At 45.0% G+C, this 19069-nt stretch carries 16 protein-coding genes; 6 read left to right on the top strand and 10 right to left on the bottom strand.

The genetic code is table 11. The features are described 5' to 3' along the window. The first annotated feature begins 44 nt into the window (after window positions 1-44). From H8796_RS23650 to H8796_RS23625, 6 genes are all read left to right on the top strand, one after another. The gene (locus tag H8796_RS23650) at window positions 45-263 is read left to right on the top strand and encodes a winged helix-turn-helix domain-containing protein (RefSeq protein WP_004301053.1); all 219 of its coding nucleotides are present in this window, start codon (window positions 45-47) and stop codon (window positions 261-263) included. Window positions 264-434: 171 nt separating this feature from the next. Beyond that, complete coding sequence (locus H8796_RS23645) at window positions 435-1448, top strand: low specificity L-threonine aldolase (RefSeq protein WP_117935956.1); 1014 nt, start codon at window positions 435-437, stop codon at window positions 1446-1448. Window positions 1449-1537: 89 nt separating this feature from the next. Further along, complete coding sequence (locus H8796_RS23640) at window positions 1538-2737, top strand: BamA/TamA family outer membrane protein (RefSeq protein WP_187343887.1); 1200 nt, start codon at window positions 1538-1540, stop codon at window positions 2735-2737. Further along, window positions 2724-4427, top strand: coding sequence for a phosphoethanolamine transferase (locus tag H8796_RS23635; protein WP_117935954.1), 1704 nt, complete (start codon window positions 2724-2726; stop codon window positions 4425-4427). Before H8796_RS23640 ends, H8796_RS23635 begins: the two co-directional genes overlap by 14 nt. A 94-nt stretch (window positions 4428-4521) precedes the next feature. Beyond that, window positions 4522-5487, top strand: coding sequence for a DnaJ C-terminal domain-containing protein (locus tag H8796_RS23630; RefSeq protein WP_117935952.1), 966 nt, complete (start codon window positions 4522-4524; stop codon window positions 5485-5487). A 14-nt stretch (window positions 5488-5501) separates the two neighbouring features. Further along, a complete protein-coding gene (locus H8796_RS23625; RefSeq protein WP_004307142.1) occupies window positions 5502-5816 on the top strand; it encodes a chaperone modulator CbpM in 315 nt (104 codons plus the stop codon). 109 nt (window positions 5817-5925) lie between these two features. Here H8796_RS23625 and H8796_RS23620 read toward each other — a convergent pair whose 3' ends face one another. From H8796_RS23620 to H8796_RS23575, 10 genes are all read right to left on the bottom strand, one after another. Then, window positions 5926-6399, bottom strand: coding sequence for a GAF domain-containing protein (locus tag H8796_RS23620; protein WP_004327073.1), 474 nt, complete (start codon window positions 6397-6399; stop codon window positions 5926-5928). Window positions 6400-6406: 7 nt separating this feature from the next. Then, complete coding sequence (locus H8796_RS23615; protein WP_117935950.1) at window positions 6407-11467, bottom strand: DUF4132 domain-containing protein; 5061 nt, start codon at window positions 11465-11467, stop codon at window positions 6407-6409. A 38-nt stretch (window positions 11468-11505) separates the two neighbouring features. After that, the gene (locus H8796_RS23610; RefSeq protein ID WP_117935948.1) at window positions 11506-11925 is read right to left on the bottom strand and encodes a hypothetical protein; all 420 of its coding nucleotides are present in this window, start codon (window positions 11923-11925) and stop codon (window positions 11506-11508) included. Window positions 11926-11932: 7 nt separating this feature from the next. Then, window positions 11933-13687: a rhomboid family intramembrane serine protease gene (locus H8796_RS23605; RefSeq protein ID WP_117935946.1), complete on the bottom strand. Its 1755-nt coding sequence runs from the start codon at window positions 13685-13687 to the stop codon at window positions 11933-11935. Window positions 13688-13840: 153 nt separating this feature from the next. Then, window positions 13841-15547 carry an acyl-CoA dehydrogenase family protein gene (locus H8796_RS23600; RefSeq protein ID WP_117935944.1) on the bottom strand — a complete coding sequence of 569 codons (1707 nt, stop codon included), beginning with the start codon at window positions 15545-15547 and terminating at the stop codon, window positions 13841-13843. A gap of 6 nt (window positions 15548-15553) precedes the next feature. Then, the gene (locus H8796_RS23595; RefSeq protein ID WP_004301029.1) at window positions 15554-16573 is read right to left on the bottom strand and encodes an electron transfer flavoprotein subunit alpha/FixB family protein; all 1020 of its coding nucleotides are present in this window, start codon (window positions 16571-16573) and stop codon (window positions 15554-15556) included. Window positions 16574-16575: 2 nt separating this feature from the next. Beyond that, on the bottom strand, window positions 16576-17448 hold the full coding sequence (locus tag H8796_RS23590) for an electron transfer flavoprotein subunit beta/FixA family protein (protein WP_004301028.1): 873 nt from the start codon (window positions 17446-17448) through the stop codon (window positions 16576-16578). 262 nt (window positions 17449-17710) lie between these two features. Continuing rightward, on the bottom strand, window positions 17711-18235 hold the full coding sequence (locus H8796_RS23585; protein WP_117935942.1) for a GNAT family N-acetyltransferase: 525 nt from the start codon (window positions 18233-18235) through the stop codon (window positions 17711-17713). A 98-nt stretch (window positions 18236-18333) separates the two neighbouring features. Then, window positions 18334-18738: a HEPN domain-containing protein gene (locus tag H8796_RS23580; RefSeq protein ID WP_117935940.1), complete on the bottom strand. Its 405-nt coding sequence runs from the start codon at window positions 18736-18738 to the stop codon at window positions 18334-18336. Next, a complete protein-coding gene (locus H8796_RS23575; RefSeq protein WP_117936018.1) occupies window positions 18735-19049 on the bottom strand; it encodes a nucleotidyltransferase domain-containing protein in 315 nt (104 codons plus the stop codon). Before H8796_RS23575 ends, H8796_RS23580 begins: the two co-directional genes overlap by 4 nt. Window positions 19050-19069: the final 20 nt, after the last annotated feature.

Below are 19069 nucleotides of genomic sequence, written 5' to 3'. Positions count from 1 at the left end.
AAATCTTAACCTAATGTATTAAACCTCTTAATTACTCTAGAAAAATGAACAGAAATGAAATCGGTGTGAATGCCGGTAAGGTTTGGCAACTGCTTAGCAATAATGAGAAGTGGAGCTATGGACTTTTGAAGAGAAAATCCGGGCTGAAAGATAAAGAGCTGGGTGCCGCTTTGGGGTGGTTGTCAAGAGAGAGCAAAATAGAGTTCGATCAGTGCGATGAAGAACTTTATGTATATCTCTGTGTGAATGTTTATATTGGCTAAAAGAGTTTGACACTTTAACGAGAACAGAAGAATCTCCGGAGGAATGACAGCATAGTCAGCACTTCGGAGATTCTCGTTTTTTATCCTTTTTCTGCTTTATGTATCTTCCTTTCAATGGATTTCCGGAAATAATTCTGTTACTTTGCATCACGAATTAAAATGTAAGAAACAATGAGAAGTTTTGCCTCCGACAATAATTCCGGTGTGCATCCGTTGGTAATGGAAGCATTGAACCGGGCTAATATAGACCATTCTTTAGGATATGGCGATGATAAATGGACAGAAGAAGCCGTAGCGAAGATAAAGGAAACCTTTACGCCCAACTGTGTCCCCTTGTTTGTATTTAACGGAACGGGTAGCAACGTGGTAGCATTGCAGCTGATGACCCGTCCGTATCATTCCATCTTTTGTGCGGAAACGGCTCATATCTATGTAGATGAATGCGGCTCTCCTGTGAAAATGACAGGTTGTCAGATTCGCCCGATTGCCACTCCTGACGGTAAACTTACCCCGGAATTGATGCAACCTTATCTGCATGGTTTCGGCGATCAGCACCATTCACAACCCAGAGCCCTCTACATCTCCCAATGTACCGAACTTGGCACCATCTATACTCCCGAAGAATTGAAACGTCTGACAGACTTTGCCCATCTGAATGGTATGTATGTACACATGGACGGAGCCAGAATAGCCAACGCCTGTGCCGCTTTGAATCTTTCCTTAAAAGAACTGACAGTAGACTGCGGAGTCGATATTCTTAGTTTTGGCGGAACGAAGAACGGACTGATGATGGGAGAGTGCGTGATTGTATTTAATAAAGACTTGCAATCGGAAGCCCGCTTCATCCGTAAACAATCCGCCCAACTAGCGTCGAAGATGCGTTACCTCTCTTGCCAGTTTACGGCATACCTCACAGACAACCTCTGGCTGAAGAATGCCAACCATGCCAATGCAATGGCTACCAAACTTTACACTGAATTGAAGAAACTACCCGAAGTAACTTTCACTCAAAAAGCAGAAAGTAACCAGTTATTCCTCACCATGCCCCGCCCGGTTATCGACCGGATGCTGGAGTCTTACTTCTTTTATTTTTGGAACGAAGAGAAGAATGAAATCCGTCTGGTAACTTCTTTTGATACCACAGAGGAGGATGTAGACGAGTTTATAAGACTTTTAAAACGTTAAAAAGGAAATCCGGAACAACAAAAGCGCCTGAATATCTGTTTTTATAAGAAGTTTGAAACTAACTTTGTCCGCAAAGTTTTCTACTTCTTATGATTATGAATACTAGACAGAACAGGCTAATCATATTCGCGATTTTGTTATTGACACAAACCCCATTGGGCGCGCAGCTGCATTCTACAAAAATTGAACTGCCGGAGGATTCTATACCTGTAACCTTTGAAGATTCTGTTCCGGCGAAGCGCAGCTTCTTTAAGAAGTTTCTTGATTACTTCAATGACGCCAATAAGGAAAAAAAGAATAAAAAGTTTGATTTCAGTGTGATAGGCGGCCCTCACTATTCCAGTGATACCAAGTTCGGACTCGGACTGGTGGCAGCCGGATTATATCGCACCGATCGGATTGATTCGCTTCTTCCTCCTTCCAATGTCTCTCTTTACGGAGATGTGTCGACGGTCGGCTTCTATCTGTTGGGAGTTCGTGGAAACCATCTGTTCCCGCAAGATAAATACCGGTTGAATTACAATCTGTATTTCTATTCTTTCCCCAGCCTGTATTGGGGTCGGGGATATGACAATGGAGCGAACTCTGATAACGAAAGTGATTATAAACGTTTTCAGGCACAGGTGAAAGTCGATTTTATGTTCCGGCTGGCAAAGAACTTCTACATCGGACCGATGGTCGTATTCGATTATATCGACGGACGGAACTTTGAGAAACCGGAACTATGGGAAGGAATGGCCGCGCGAACTACCAATACCAGCCTGGGACTTTCCCTCCTTTATGATTCTCGTGACTTCCTGACCAATGCATACCATGGCTATTACTTGCGGATAGACCAAAGGTTCAGTCCGGCTTTTCTCGGTAATAAATATGCGTTTAGCAGCACAGAACTCACTACCAGCTATTATCAACCGGTATGGAAGGGCGGAGTACTGGCAGGGCAATTCCACACATTGCTTACTTATGGAGATACCCCCTGGGGCTTGATGGCAACGCTGGGAAGTTCCTACTCCATGCGCGGATATTACGAAGGACGCTATCGGGACAAGTGTGCTATGGATGCACAGATAGAACTCCGCCAACACGTCTGGAAGCGGAATGGAGTGGCTGTATGGGCAGGCGCGGGAACGATTTTTCCACGACTTTCCGAGTTCACCCCGAAACACATTCTGCCTAACTATGGTTTCGGTTATCGTTGGGAGTTTAAGAAGAGAGTAAATGTACGTTTAGATTTAGGGTTTGGCAAACACCAGACCGGATTTATTTTTAACATCAATGAAGCTTTTTAAGAATATAAAGAATTGGTTGGAAAATCAGGAACATCTGTTTTATCTGTTCCTGTTTATCTTGATAGTACCTAATATGGTACTCTGTTTTACAGAACCTTTACCATTTATGGCAAAAGTCGCCAATGTGTTGTTACCTTTCGGTTGCTATTACCTGTTGATGACTTTGTCGAGGAATTGCGGCAAGATGCTGTGGATTTTATTCCTGTTCCTGTTCTTCGGAGCCTTTCAGATCGTGTTGCTTTATTTATTCGGCCAGTCCATTATCGCTGTCGATATGTTTCTGAATCTGGTCACCACCAATTCGAGTGAGGCATTGGAACTGCTCGATAATCTCACACCTGCCATTATTGCTGTAATCATACTCTATGTACCTGCCCTGATATTAGGGACGATTTCAATTATACGTAAACGGAAACTCACGGTAGAGTTCATTCGCAGGGAACGGAAGAGAGCCTTCCTGGTCTTTGGCATCTCCCTTCTTAGTCTTGTCGGAGCCTATGTGCAGGATTCGGGATATGAGTTGAAATCTGATTTATACCCGCTAAACGTATGTTATAATGTAGGTCTTGCCTTTCAAAGAACAGCTCTGACACAGGATTACCACCGTACATCCAAAGACTTTACTTTCCATGCCCGGCCTACTCATCCGGAGGGAAAACGGGAAGTATATGTAATGGTCATAGGAGAAACCTCTCGTGCCCTAAACTGGCAATTGTATGGTTACGAACGTGAAACGAACCCGCTCTTATCCCGGCAAACGGGTCTGATTGCTTTCCCAAAAGTGTTGACAGAGTCGAATACGACACATAAAAGTGTCCCCATGCTGATGTCGGACGCTACCGCCTGCAACTACGATTCTATCTACCATCAAAAAGGAATCATCACCGCTTTCAAAGAGGCAGGATTCCGGACGGCTTTTTTCTCCAACCAACGTTACAACCATTCATTTATCGACTTCTTCGGAATGGAAGCCGATACGTATGATTTTATAAAAGAAGATTCGGTCAGCTCTACCTACAATCCTTCTGACGATGAACTTCTGAAATTGGTGGAGCAGGAACTGGCGAAAGGTGCAACGAAACAATTCATCGTACTTCACACCTACGGTTCCCACTTTAACTATCGCGAACGTTACCCGTCGGAAGATGCTTTCTTTACGCCCGATTATCCGATGGAAGCAGAGAGAAAATACCGGGATAACCTGGTGAATGCCTATGATAACTCTATCCGTTACACGGATGATTTTCTGTCACGACTTATCCGTATGTTGGAAAAACAGCAGGTAGATGCCGCCATGCTCTACACTTCCGATCATGGAGAGGACATTTTCGACGATTCCCGTCATCTGTTCCTCCACGCTTCTCCCGTACCTTCTTATTATCAGCTTCATGTGCCATTCCTGATTTGGATGTCCGATGACTACCGCGAAACGTATCCCGAACGTTGGAATACCGCTATTGAAAATAAGGATAAGAATGTTTCTTCCAGCAGCTCTTTCTTCCCGACTATGCTGTCTTTAGGAGGAATAGAAACTCCTTACCGGGATGATTCGCAGGCTGTGACGGCTCCGCACTACGTCCTGAAACCGAGGGTTTATCTGAACGATCACAATGATCCTCGTCCGTTGGATGATTTGGGCATGAAGAAGCAAGACTTCCAGATGCTGGAAAAGAGGAATATCAAGTATTAAATATTAGGTATTAATCCTTGTTAATTTTTGCATCCAAAAATGGGATTGGCGTGTTATTTGCCGTATGATGTATGAACGATTAAATTCATAAAACATGGCCTATATAGATTATTACAAGATTCTTGGAGTAGACAAAAGTGCTTCTCAGGACGATATCAAAAAGGCTTTTCGTAAGTTGGCCCGGAAATATCACCCTGATTTGAATCCTAATGACCCTAGTGCAAAGGATAAATTTCAGGAAATCAACGAAGCCAATGAAGTACTGAGTGACCCCGAGAAACGTAAAAAGTATGATGAGTACGGAGAACATTGGAAGCATGCCGATGAATTCGAAGCGCAGAAACGTGCACAGCAACAAGCCGGAGGCTTTGGCGGTGCAGGAGGTTTCGGCGGATTCGGCGGTACGGGTCAGGGTTTCTCCGACGGTAACGGAACCTATTGGTATAGTTCCGATGGAGAAGGATTTTCCGGTGGCAACGCTAGTGGATTTTCCGATTTCTTCGAATCAATGTTCGGACATCGGGGAGGAAGAGGACAAGGCTCTGCGGGATTCCGCGGACAGGACTTTAATGCCGAACTTCATCTTTCCCTTCGTGATGCTGCTCAAACGCATAAGCAGATATTGACTGTAAATGGTAAACAGGTACGTATCACTATCCCTGCCGGTGTAGCCGACGGACAGGTTATTAAACTGAAAGGCTACGGAGCCGAAGGTGTCAACGGAGGACCTGCGGGCGACTTGTACATTACGTTCGTTATAGCCGAAGACCCGGTGTTCAAACGCCTGGGCGACGATCTGTACGTAGATGTGGAGGTAGACCTTTACTCTGCCGTATTGGGAGGCGAGAAAGTAGTCGACACGCTGGACGGTAAAGTGAAACTGAAGATAAAACCGGAAACGCAGAACGGTACGAAAGTCCGTCTGAAAGGTAAAGGATTCCCGGTTTATAAGAAGGAAGGACAATTCGGTGACTTGATTGTGACCTATTCTGTCAAGATTCCTACGAACTTGACCGACAAACAGAAAGAGTTGTTCCGTCAATTACAGAGTATGAACTAAAATGAATGAGTACTATGCAGACCGAATTAATAATTGTCAGTGAATACTGTCACAAATGTCATATTGAGCCTTCATTCATCGAAATGTTGGAAGAGGGCGGTTTGATTAACGTGCATACCGAAGGCGGTGAACATTATCTGCTTTTGTCGGAACTCCCGAACGTCGAACGTTATAGCAGAATGTACTATGACTTATCCATCAACATGGAAGGTATCGATGCCATTCATCATTTGCTGGAAAGGATGGAAGATATGAGGCACGAAATGCGTTCGCTTCGCAAACAACTTTTGCTGTACCGGGAACGGGAAATAGAAGATATGGACTGGTAAAAAAATAGAGCTTCTGTTTGATTCGAACAGAGGCTCTATTTATAGTAAATGGAGGCTCTGATTCATTCAATCAGAGCCTCCGTTTTTTCAGGATGTTTATGCCGTTATTTTATAATACAATATATGTGCAAATCTCTTCCAGATAGCGTGCGTCGATAGTGTCGAAGCTATCCAATGTATCACTGTCGATATCCAGCACCCCGACAACTTTCCCCTGCTTGAGGATCGGTACTACTATTTCCGATTTCGAGTCCGAACTACAGGCTATGTGTCCGGGAAACTGCTCTACATCAGGAACAATCAGTGTACGGGCTTCTTTCCAGGCGGTTCCGCAAACTCCTCTGCCAAAGCGGATGCGAGTGCAGGCAATGGGGCCTTGAAACGGACCCAGTACGAGTTCTTCCTCTTTCACAAGGTAAAAGCCTACCCAGAAGAAACCGAAGGTCTGTTTTAAGGCTGCTGCCATGTTGGCAAGATTGGCAATAAGATCCGCCTCCGTGCTTACCAAAGCATGCAGTTGCGGAAGTAACTCCCGATACTTTTCTTCCTTGCTTCCTGTGTGGATGATTAAATTTTCTGCCATCTCTTTACTATTTGATTTGGTTCAGGATGCTTGGGTCTTTTATCTTATCGTCTTCTGCAAAGAAGATAATCTTAGTCAGTATCTCGGCAGTCTTCGGATCTTCATCTACGAAAGGCAGGAACAGGCGTCCGCGATTTTGCGAATGTACCGGAAGAACGGCTATCTGTGCACCACCTTCCTGATGGATCACACCGCTGCCCAGATGAATATTGTACTTACCCAGTTTACCTTCGATGTGAGCAAAACTTCCTTTTATTGTCACGTTCTTAAAATGAAACAACGGCATCGTCAGTTCCACCAGTACGCTGCGCATCTCGATGGTAGAGTGGCTGGTTTCCGGGTCAACGCTTCCGGCATGGGCTACACTTACTGCCAGGTCTACGTCTCTCATTACTTCGGAGAAGATGACAGGAGGAATCTCCGAGATTTTCATCAACTTGTAGTCTTTGCGGCTATGGAAGCAGACATATTCCAATGTCGGAGCTTCGATATCGGCAGGAGAGAACCAGTCTGCCATGGCATAGATGGTGGCGATGATATTCTCTTTGTAATATATCTTTTGAAGGCCGTCTTCATAATCGGCTACCCAACGGCGCCCTTTCAGTACGGCAACCGTTTTCTGCGGTTGAATCTGATTACCGGCATAGCGGCGGGATTGAGTGGCTTCTATTTCTTCCGGAGTCGGAACGTAAAGTTCGCGGAATACCTGTTTGAAAGGTTGGCGGATTGATTTATCGAACAGGAATTTTTGATAAGCATGCCAGTCTCCGCTTATATACAGGTCTGTGGGGTGCGCGATACGTAACTCGTCTTTCGGTTTTAACGGGAGGCAAACGGCATTTACTGTAATCAGCAATCCATCGGTGTAGAAGCCCGTCTGTCCGTTGCAGATGAAGACGAGATGTTTCAGTAATGGCCAGATAACAGGATTCTGCATCAGCTTGCGCAATTCGTTTTCTTCAAAACGGGTGCAGTCTTCCATCGCCTGTTCCAGCATGATGCGCGAACGGGTGTATTGGTCTTTCAGCTTTTTGTGTACCGCTTTCAGTTCTTCTATATACGGATGCTTTTTCAGCTTGGCAGGCATGCTGTTGAGCTCTTTGCCGTCTTTGATTTGCTTAATCTCCGATTTGCCTTCCTCGTTGATTTGTACATACACTTCTACGCCGTCTATCTCTTTGGGGGACAGGTAGGGAAGAAGTTCTTTAATCAGTTCGGTTTCCATGCTCCAGGTCAGGCGCGTAACGTCTCCGTAACCGGAGTTGCGTGCCAGGTTTTGCAGGGCGATGTTTACCGCTTTCTTTTCGCTTTCCTGTCTTTGAGCACCGAATTCCTTGCTCTCTTTCAGGAACTTTTGCAGGTATTGATAACGATCCAGCAGTTCTTTATCTGGCTTCCGTCCCAATGGGATGAGGCCGTAGCTCATCAATAAGTCTTTGTTGCGCTTGGCTATTATTTCTTTCTTTATATCTGCCGCCTTCACTGCACCGTTGGTAGCATCGGCAAACTTACGGGCACGGGTATGGCTGTTGCTGCATGAAATATATTTGGCGGCATTGTAGACCACTTCGAAGCGTTGCTTGCCAATTGTCTTAAATGCATCTTTGAACCAGTCGATGTCAAAAGCACCTTCCCGCAGGTCATCCACGTCGATGGGGGTGTAGCGGGCGATAATCGCTTTCTTCTTGTCGTCACACGTTTCATTGGTGTGGGCGTGGAAATAATAGGCTGCACTTGTCAGTCCTTTCCAGCCTATTGCCTTTTCGGTCAGTTCAATCCATTGTGGGGCGAACATGGCGGCTTCTACCAGTCGCTCGTCGCTGATTTCGGCCTGCTTCGCCAGTTTCTTCAGATTCTCGCTGGTGTCCGTAGGCAGGGGATGGCAAGCATGGAGCAGACTGCTCAATACACCCCGTTTGGTGCTGCCCCAGTTGTAACTGTCACGTATGAAAGTATCTTTGCCAAATGCTTGCAGAATACGGATAAATGTTTCAGCTCCATAGACGTAGCTTAGTTCTTCTGCAAGGGAGGTGACTTGTGTCTCGGAGTCTCCACGTTTTAATTCAATTTCAAGAATCCGGTCTACCACCTTTTGGGCGAGGGAACGGAAGAGGGAGAAGTCGATGTTTTTGATATCGGCGTATCTTTCTTTTTCCTTGTTGAAACGAACGTTGTCGTTCAATACCATGGTGATTGCTTTGATCTGGCTGGGAGAGCTGATGCGTCCCATCATTTCACGGTATACTTCCTCTGTCGGGATGATTCCCAGCATCCAGGCACGGGCGAAGTCCGTGGCATGGAGATAAGAGTCCGTTTCTTCCAGTTCGGGTGTGTGCTCCATGTAGTTGGTGAGCTTATAAAGCTGATAGCGCACTGTAAAATAGCGGATAAAGAGATCATCATTCATGGGCTTTTGAGGCATTTCGAGCCAGAAGTTCACGAATTTGTTGTTATGTATCGGATAAACGACCTGTTTTTCTCCGTATTCCAGTTTGTCCCGGAGCCATGCATGTTTACTGGTGTACTGGCGGAAGATGTTTTTGGTATTTAGCAAAGGCAATAGTTGGAGTAGCATATTGACGGCCAGTCGTTGATAGACGGCTTCATCTTTGTACTCGTATGCCAGTGCTTCGATGATGTCACTCATCTGTTCATAGTACGGCATCTTGCGGAGGTCTTTCTGCAATCCGCGGTAAGTGATGCCGGCATACATCCGGTTGACAAACGGCTCAAAAGTATTACTTGATTTCTGGTCTGCCTTGATGTCTTCTTCATCTTCCTCGTTGGAGTCGTCTTCGTCTTTAGCGGTACCTGTCGATGCAAGCATGAAACTCATCATCAGCAATTTGTCGTAGCTTCCTATTTCTTCTTCGTAGAAGGCTTTCCACAATTCCGGGAATCCTAGTCCGCTCAATCCTCCGTAGTTGCTCCAGTTTATCAGGACACTGTTACCTACCAGACGTGCTTCTCCGTAACCATTTTTGAATTCTTCATTCTTGTAGGTTTCGATGTATTTGCTTAGTTTTTTGAAAACGAGTTTGGCCCTTCCGAAGCAGATGAATTCGAATGCTTTTTTAACGTTGAATCCTTTGTCCTGGGTAATTTCCGGCAGACTGACTTCAAGAGACGGATCGTACAGACCGAAACCGTTATCTTTGGTATAATGTTGTGTGACGCTCTCTTCTGTTCCATCGCCAATCAGAGATTCTATCAATACTTTTTCTTTCGGGTTCGGCTTCTGAATCTCTTTAACTGTCGGGATCAATTCCTGATAGATATCTTGCAGGAATTCTACGTTGTGTATGGTCTTCATCATGTCCAATCCTGCCAGGCGGCGTTCGGCAACCTTGTCTGTTAGCAAGCGGCGGATGCTGCCGGCTAGCTGTTCTTTGGGCTGTTTCATCAGCAGATTGATAGCATGGATACGCATTTCGCTGTATTTGAAGCGCAGTAACTCTTCTACTTTCTGGTTTTGTTCGGGCGACAAGGTCATCTCGGACAATGCTTTATATGCTTCTTCACGCACATCTTGCGAACGGTCGCCCAGTGATTGCAGTACATATTCTTCCTGTAGCGGACTGGTCGGTGGAGCTAATACAACACCGATATAGCCTGCCCGCATATAAGTATCCAGAGAGGGCAGATAGCTGCAAAGATCGTCTTTCAATGCAGAATTATTAGTCATCCAGGTGATATATGCCATTTTGAGAACGATTTCCGAACGGGTGAGTTCTGTGCTTTCCCAAGGGAATACATAAGGAGAATAAATCTCTTTGGCAGAGATGGACTGATAGATTTGCTTCAGATATTCATAATGGCGGACCGCCTCTTCTTTGCTATCAAAATAGTCGTGGAGTGACGGGGCGTCTTTGTGCCCTCCGTACCGGCTAAGATAGAGACCGGACAGATACAACGGTAAGATAGCCGCCACCACCGATGGTTCCTTATACCATCTTTCAAAGGCATTTTTACTGATGCGGTGGTTCATGCCGGAGTATTGCGTACAGCGTAAGAAATAAAGTAATGTCTGTACCTGGTATTTAGCACCTTTCTTGATAATTTCCGGTACGAGCGTCTGAATCTCTTCCGTATTATAGAATCCGATGCTCCATAAAGCCAGATAGAGTTCGACTGTATCTTTGCTTTGAAGAGCACTGTGTGCTTGTTTCCGGTCGTTCAGAAAACGATGGATCAGTTCTACATATTTATTGGTGATACGTTCGCTGCTGTCTTGTTCTCCGATACCCGTACTGACTGCAATACCGCGTTTCACGGAAGCAAATCGTTGCAGGCCGTTGTCGCAGATGACCGAGAAAAGATGGAGATAACTTTCGGGACAACCTTCGTCCATCGTTTCCACGATAGCTTGGCGGAGACCCTCCTGTAACTTGGCTGCCAGAAGTAACTTCCCTTCCAGTTCCAGCAAGGGGCGGTATCCACTTACTGCGATAGCCTGGAGATGTCCCTGGTTGAGGCGGTTGGCGTTATTCTCACTGGTCAGCACATTGTTGAGGTATTCAATGACAGTCTGGTTGCCTTCTGCTATTTGGGCGGCCATCCAGTTTTGGCAGTTCATCGAATCCTTGTATGCTTCTATTTCTTCCGGAGTGTTTCCTCCGTTCAGTATGGCTTGATCCGTAAATCCGGTGGCGCGCAGTTTCAGAAACTGGGTCAGTGCATCTATAACGTGGCCGATATGCAGAAGAGGATTTGCCGACCGTTGTGACCGGCGCGAGTATCCGTGAGTGTACGGGCACCGTGCTTTGAGCTTCAGATAGGTGTGGAACAGGTGGGCGTACTCGTCTCCCAATAGATAGCGGAGTAGCTTGTTCAATTTACCATCGAAAAGATTGGCAACGCTTTTAATCTTCTCTTCTTGGATAATATAGATGATGCAAGGCTCTAATTTATCGCTGTATGCACCATACCGGGTATCCATGTTGAAGTATTGCATAAATACATCCAACAGTGCCATTGTCTCTTTGTCTAAACTGGTTCTCTTTTTCGTTAACCTTTCCAGGTACGGAGCAATCCGTTTATTTAATGCGTCATTATAAATCAGTCTCATGATTCTTTTCGTTTTAAATGTGTTTTATAGGATAATGATTACCATAATCTTCCCGACAGCATAGTGAGCCGGATGAAGGTTAAGGTAGATTCTTCTTTAAGTTGGATGGGAGAGGATAGGTCTCCGGTTTCCGTATCATCCATGAAGATACGGAAAATTCCGTCCTCATAGGATTGCAAAGCATTGGTGATGGCTTCGACTTCTGCGGCAGGTTTGCCATTATAGTTTACTGCAAACCCTACTTTGCCGGAAGCTGTTTTATTTTCCACTTCTTCCTGTGTGAGGTATTTCAGCACTTCGCTCTGTTGCAAGCGTTCATTGTATTCGCAGACTTGCCAACTGACGATGGCTTCGATCAACCCCTGTACATTGACAGGCGGAACAGGAAAATCGATAGGAATCTTTTCGATACTGCACTTTCGCTTTCCTAACTGTTTGATTTGGATATATACTCTCATATTCTCTTTATTGGGTGATCTGGATACTTGATGTAATGGCATTCAGATCGGTTTCAGCTTCTTCGTCATAGACAAGCATGACAATAGCAAAAGATCGTTTCTTGCTCTCTTGAAAGTAATGCAACGCTATTTGTTTTACATCCTCTCCCGGTTCATCAGGAGCCCCGATGTGCAGGGGATTCGTGATCTTTGTCATGGGGAGTCCGTTGATGTTGACATTGCTTAGTTGGTAATCTTCTGACGGTTCCCCTTGTGCATTTCTTGGGAGAGTGAGTGATAACTCTTTCATGTGTTCAAACTCCTTCTGCGTGTCGTAGGTGAGGGCGGTAATCGTTAATTGATTCCCTCCGTTGACCAGCATGAGTAATGGAGGTTCCGCACCATCAATAATTCCTTTTGCTCCTGCTATTTTTATCCAGTTGGTAGGATACTGGCAACTGAATTTGGTGGCTGCATCATAATAAGATAGCCACGTATCGTCATTGCCGACAGGCGTATATGCCGGAACTTTCCTGCTGGAAAGATTGTCCGTAGCATTCACAGCGGAATGATTACTGTTCTCGTTTTCCTCTTCCAGTTCACCATTCAGATAGGCTTCCACAATGCCGCTTTCCCATTCATTGCGTATCTCCGGGTAAAGAGGAGGAACGTTTTTGCACAGGATCATGAAGCTGAACAGGAATATACAGAATATACCAAGCTCCCCGATGATGGAGACAGTCCGCTGTGCATCGGGTTTCTCGAACTTGTAGCCGACCACATATATAATTCCCAGAACAAACCCGCTTAACAACCCGCCAATATGGGCGGCATTATCAATGCCGGCTTTCATCCCGTAAACCAGATTATACCCCACAAAAATGAGGATGCTGGTTAACAATGCCTTTCGTTGTTCTTTGGCGATGCGATGAAAGAGGAGGAATGCAAGGAATATACCGTAAAGTCCGAAGATAGATCCGGAAGCTCCGGCGCTGATTGTCTCACCGTGCATATACAGGCTGAATGCAGCCGAACATAATCCGGTTAGCAGGTATGAAACGAACATACGGCGTCCTCCTATCAGTTCTTCCAACAGAAGTCCTACATACATGAAAGCATACATGTTCATCAGGAGATGGAAAGCTCCGATATGTATGAAGTTGCAAGTCACTGTGCGCCACCAGTCACCGGTCAGAGTCAGCGGTCCGAAGTCGGCTCCCCATTTCAGTAGTGACAGAGTGGAAGGAGACATAATACCCACTCCGGAAGCAATCATTACAATGAATACAAGAATATTGATGTCTATCAGGATGGGAGTTGCTATAAATCCTTTGCGGGGAATGAAGAAAGACAGGAAAGAGTTCCTCTTCTTTTCTTCCTCTATGTAGGCTTTTTCTTCTTCTGTGAGCGGGCGGTTGAACTCTTCTTCGAAATCTTTGGCCCTTTGGGCTAGTTCTTCCGGAGTGAGTGAGGCTTTTATTTCTTCCATTGTTTCCCGTAACTTCTGGATATTTTTTCTGTTCTTTCCATAATCAACAAATTGTACGGAAGAAGACTGACTGCGAACGGATACTTCCCCGACACTTCCCTTTTCTATGGTAAAGGTTATTGCTTCTCCATGGGAATACATATTGAACGGAACTTCAAACCGGATTTCTTCCAAAGTCACCTGCTCGATATTCCACTCAAGTTTTTGAGAGGCTTCAAGAGCCAATATGAGGATTTCTGTGTTTGATAAATCTGGCAAATACAGTTTGTCATTATAGGAAGGTTTGAGTGCCATATTTCTATCTTTATCTACATTCGTCAATTAAAAAATTACTTATCTCACTGACAAATGTATAGAATAATAATGGAAAATAATAGAATATGACAAATAAAAAAAGCATCCATTTCGTAAGAAAGGATGCTTTTATGAGATTTAGTCGATTATTTGTTACTTTTTGTAGAACGCCAAATCTTCTTTGTCGAAGTTTTCGATGAAGTTTGTATGCTTTTCCACTTCCGCTTCTGCATAGTTCAAATATACGTGTGCAGATTTGGAGAACAGTTCGGAAGACTTGCTGGCATCTTGAATCAGTAAGTGACACATGATAATATCAGCAGCCATTTCCACCAGTTTGCGAGCGGTGAAGTCAAGCAATTCCTGGTCCTGTACTTCTTTCACAGCGTTGGCGCTTGCTTCAAATTTGTCAGCCATTTTCTTCAGGCGAGACATCAGCGGTTCCATTTCCGGTGAACAAGGAATGGCCTCAAACTCGCGGATAGTAGCGAGGTAAGAACCATTAGTCACGTAACGGATAGCGGCTACAGTCTGCAACTGGGTAGTTCCTTCGTAGATGCTGGTGATACGTGCGTCGCGATAGATGCGTTGGCAAGCATATTCCATCATGAATCCTGAACCACCATGAATCTGGATACAGTCATAAGCGTTCTGGTTAGCATATTCAGAGTTCATACCCTTAGCTAGCGGAGTAAAGCTGTCAGCTAGTTTGGCGTATTTTTTCTGTTCCTGACGTTCTTCCGGAGTCAGTTTACGTTCGCGGGAAATATCATCCAATGCTTTGTAGATGTCTACGTAGCGAGCTGTTTGATACAGCAAAGCACGTCCGGCATCCAACTTACCTTTCATGATAGCCAGCATATCGTATACTGCCGGGAATTCGATGATTGCTTTACCGAATTGCTTACGGTCTTTAGCATAAGCCAATCCCTCATTGTAAGCAGCCTGGCTCAATCCTACGGACTGTGCAGCAATACCCAGACGGGCACCGTTCATCAAAGCCATAACGTATTTAATCAAACCGAGTTTGCGGTCACCGCAAAGTTCAGCTTTAGCATTCTTGTACACCAGTTCGCAAGTAGGAGAACCGTGGATACCGAGTTTGTTTTCGATACGACGTACGTTCACACCACCCTCATTCTTGTCATAGATGAACATAGAAAGACCACGACCGTCTCTTGTACCTTCTTCCGAACGAGCCAATACCAAGTGAAGATTAGCATCACCGTTTGTAATAAAACGTTTTACACCGTTCAGCAACCAGCAACCGTCTTTTTCGCTATAAGTTGCTTTCAGCATAACTGCCTGTAAGTCGGAACCTGCATCCGGTTCGGTCAAGTCCATAGACATCGTTTCACCTTGGCATACGCGAGGAATGAAACGGCTGTGTTGGTCAGCGTTACCGAATTCGTACAGTGTTTCAATACAGTCCTGCAAAGACCAGATATTTCCGAAACCGGCGTCGGCAGCAGCCACGATTTCTGCACACATGGTGTACGGAGTGATCGGGAAGTTCAAACCGCCGAATCTGCGTGGCATGGTCATACCGTTCAGGCCGGCTTTCACCATAGCGTCCAGGTTCTGTTTGGTTCCGGAAGCATATTCTACGCGACCGTTAGCACAGTGAGGACCTTCTTCGTCTACACCTTCTGCGTTAGCAGCAATGATTTCTCCTGTGATTTCTCCTGTAATCTCCAATACTTTGTCGTAAGAGTCTACAGCATCTTCGAAGTCCAACGGAGCGTAGTCGAATTCATCTTTATCTCTGTAATTGCGTTCTTTGAGTTCGCAAATACGTTTCATCATCGGATTGTTCAATTGAAACTTGAGTTCCGGTATGTCTGTATAATAATTAGCCATCTTTCCTTACTTGCTATTTTGTTTATAATACTTAATCATCTTCGGCACAACTTCTTCGATACTTCCGTTGATTACGTAATCGGCAATCGTATTGATCGGAGCATCCGGATCGTTGTTGATGGAGATGATGATACCACTTTCCTGCATACCGGCGATATGCTGAATCTGTCCGGAGATACCGCAAGCGATGTAGAGTTTCGGACGAACCGTAACACCAGTCTGACCGATCTGACGATCATGGTCTGCGAAACCAGCGTCAACAGCAGCACGGCTGGCACCTACTTCTGCGTGAAGCTCTTTAGCGAGGTCGAACAATAGGTTGAAGTTTTCCTTCGAACCTACACCGTAACCACCGGCTATGATGATCGGAGAACCTTTCAGGTTGTTCTTTGCCTTTTCTACATGGCGTTCGATGACTTTCACTACATAGTCCGTGTCGGCTACATACTTTTTCACGTCGTGACGGATTACTTCTCCCTGATAAGTCGGAGAGAGGATTTCTTTCTTCATCACACCTTCGCGAACGGTTGCCATCTGCGGGCGGTGTTCCGGGTTCACAATCGTAGCAACGATGTTACCGCCGAATGCCGGACGGATTTGGTACAACAGGTTCTTGTAAGTCTTACCTTCTTTTTTGTCTTCGTGGTCACCGATTTCAAGTGAAGTACAGTCGGCAGTCAATCCGCTGGTCAGAGCAGAAGAAACGCGTGGACCGAGGTCACGACCGATAACGGTAGCACCCATCAAACAGATTTGCGGTTGCTCTTCTTTGAAGAGGTTCACCAGGATAGCTGTGTGAGGAAGTGATGTATAAGGGTAAAGTCCTTCACCGTCGAAAACGTGAAGTTTATCTACTCCGTAAGGAAGGATTTGTTTTTCAATATCTTTGAGGCCGCTTCCGGCAACTACAGCTTCGAGCTGACAGTTTAACTGGTTGGCTAACGAACGACCTTTGGTCAGAAGTTCGAGGCTAACGTCTGCAACGTTACCTTCTTCTATTTCGCAATATACAAATAAGTTATTCATGATTATCCGATGGTGTGGTTAGCTAATAGTTCAACAATCAGGTCTTCCACGTCACGGTCGCTGCCGCTGATGGTTTTGCTCTCTTTAGCCTGGAACACGATGTTCTGGATGGCTTTCACTTTTGTCGGCGAACCGGACAGACCGCATTGTGCAAGGTCACCGTTTACGTCGGCTACACTCCATTCTACCAGATTCAAATAATCACGCTTGTCATACAAATCGGTATAATCAAGGTTACCTTGTTGTTTTTCGGTAACTGTTTTGGCGTGTTTGTATTTCTGAACCAGTTTCGCATTGCGCGGACGGCAAGGAGCGGCAGAACCGTTTACGGTAATCACGATAGGCAGCGGACCCTCTACAGTTTCTACACCACCGTCGATATGGCGTTTCACCTTGATTTTGCCATCGCCCACTTCCAGAATTTCTTCTGCGTATGTGATTTGCGTCAATCCCAGTTTCTCTGCTACCTGCGGACCTACTTGCGCCGTGTCACCGTCAATAGCCTGACGACCACCAATGATAATGTCGCAATCACCGATTTTGCGGATGGCAGTAGCCAGTGCGTAAGACGTAGCCAGTGTATCTGCACCAGCGAAAGCACGGTCGGTCAGCAAGTAACCGTTATCTGCACCACGGAAAAGTCCTTCACGAATAATGTCGGCTGCCCGTCCCGGTCCCATGGTCAGGATGGTTACGGTAGAGCCTGGATGAGCATCTTTCAGTCGAAGAGCTTGCTCGAGAGCATTCAGGTCTTCGGGGTTGAAGATAGCGGGAAGTGCCGCGCGGTTAATCGTCCCGTCGGCTTTCATGGCATCTTTCCCAACATTACGTGTGTCAGGAACTTGTTTTGCCAATACAACAATTTTCAAACTCATGCTATAAATTTTAGTATTAGTATTTCTACAAGTTAGCAGCCAGTAGTCAAGTAGTAATCTCTTGCTATCCAAACTATCCGGTTAACTATCAGCGTGCAAATTTACTCAAACGCTTGGTTCTGACAAGAAATCCGAGTAAAAAATGCACAGGTTTAAGATTTTTGAGCAAAAGAGGAGGGTTTTTATAGATTTAATTCAGGGTTGACAAGGCGTTTATGGGCAGTCTGCCGGATTGTCCGGCAGACTGTTGATGAATTCCGGATTATTTGATAAGTTCGTAATAATGTGCGTTCGTGAAATTATCATTCTTGAAAATAGCCTTTTGCATAATTCCTACTTTCGTGAATCCCACTTTCTCTAATACCCGCATGGATGGGGAGTTATGCTCAAATACGACTGCGAATACACGTACCTTATCAGTGTGTTCGAAATAATAGTTGATAGCTTCTTTCAGGGCGTCAGTAACGATTCCCTGGTTCCAAAAAGGTTCTCCAATCCAGTAGCCTACTTCTGCACTAAAACGTTCTACATTCGTAGCGGGTACAAAACCGATACTTCCGACTGCTTCTCCGTTTACCTCAATGCAGAAATCTTGAATGTTTTCTTTCGCTTGTACCATAGCGAGAAAAACGTTAGCATCTTCCTGACTATAAGGATGGGGGAGACCGTCACGGCAGTTATCCCAAATATTCTTGTTATTGAGATATTGGGCTAATGATGCTGCATCTTCGGTTTGCCAGGTACGGAGAGTATAGTTTTCTTTTTCTTGTATGATATCTTTTTTCATTTATAGTCTTTATTGTATTTTTAATAGCAAAATATCCCGCCATTCAGTGCAGTTTAAAATGACGGGATAGCAATGTAAATTATAACTATAATGCTCTTTTACTCCTTTAATAGAATTCCGACAGCTTCAATAAAAGCTGTTGCTTTGGGTATCAATTCGTCTATTTCTTCCTCACTTGAATAGGCAAAATCATCATAATCACTGCTGTGGCGACGTTCGAAAAGCAGGGAGAAACAGCGTCCCAATTCGCGTGACAGACGACCGGTAGCGACGAAGTGTAATCCTAACATTTGTTTGACACCTGCATGAGTACCAGGATTTATCTCGTGTTTAATAAGCAGGGCGACTGCTGCATAATAGCAGGCATAATAAAGGCGGTTGACCGCTGTATTATAGTATCCTTGTTGTTTCAAATAAGGTATTTCTTTTAACGTTTCTTCAGCACGTAGAAAACGGTAAGCAGACAGTGCTTCAATATTCTCTCGGTTCAATTGCTCTTTCATAACACAATCCCTTCTTTCATTACATTTATGCCAAAAGGTGTCTGAAAAGGGCGATTTTCCCAGATCTTCTTCAGTAGGACACGTGCGTTTATTTGCACTCCCGTTTCAATTTCTATATCGTAAAGCGGGGTAATAATGCGGTCTTCATCTTTGATGGTTAATTTATTTCCATCAACCAATATCAATAAATCAATATCACTATCGGGACGGGCATCCCCGCGCGCTTCGCTACCATACAGGATTGCTTGCGCTTCCGGTGCTACCTGTGCCAAGGCCTTGCGTATTCGTTCTACAATTTGTGGACGTTTCATATTTATTGCTTTTTGTTCAC

It is taken from the genome of Bacteroides sp. M10 (assembly GCF_014334015.1).
Lineage (GTDB): Bacteria > Bacteroidota > Bacteroidia > Bacteroidales > Bacteroidaceae > Bacteroides > Bacteroides intestinigallinarum.
The sequence above is the reverse complement of the archived record's forward strand: the minus strand, read 5'-3'. Positions and strand labels throughout refer to the sequence as shown.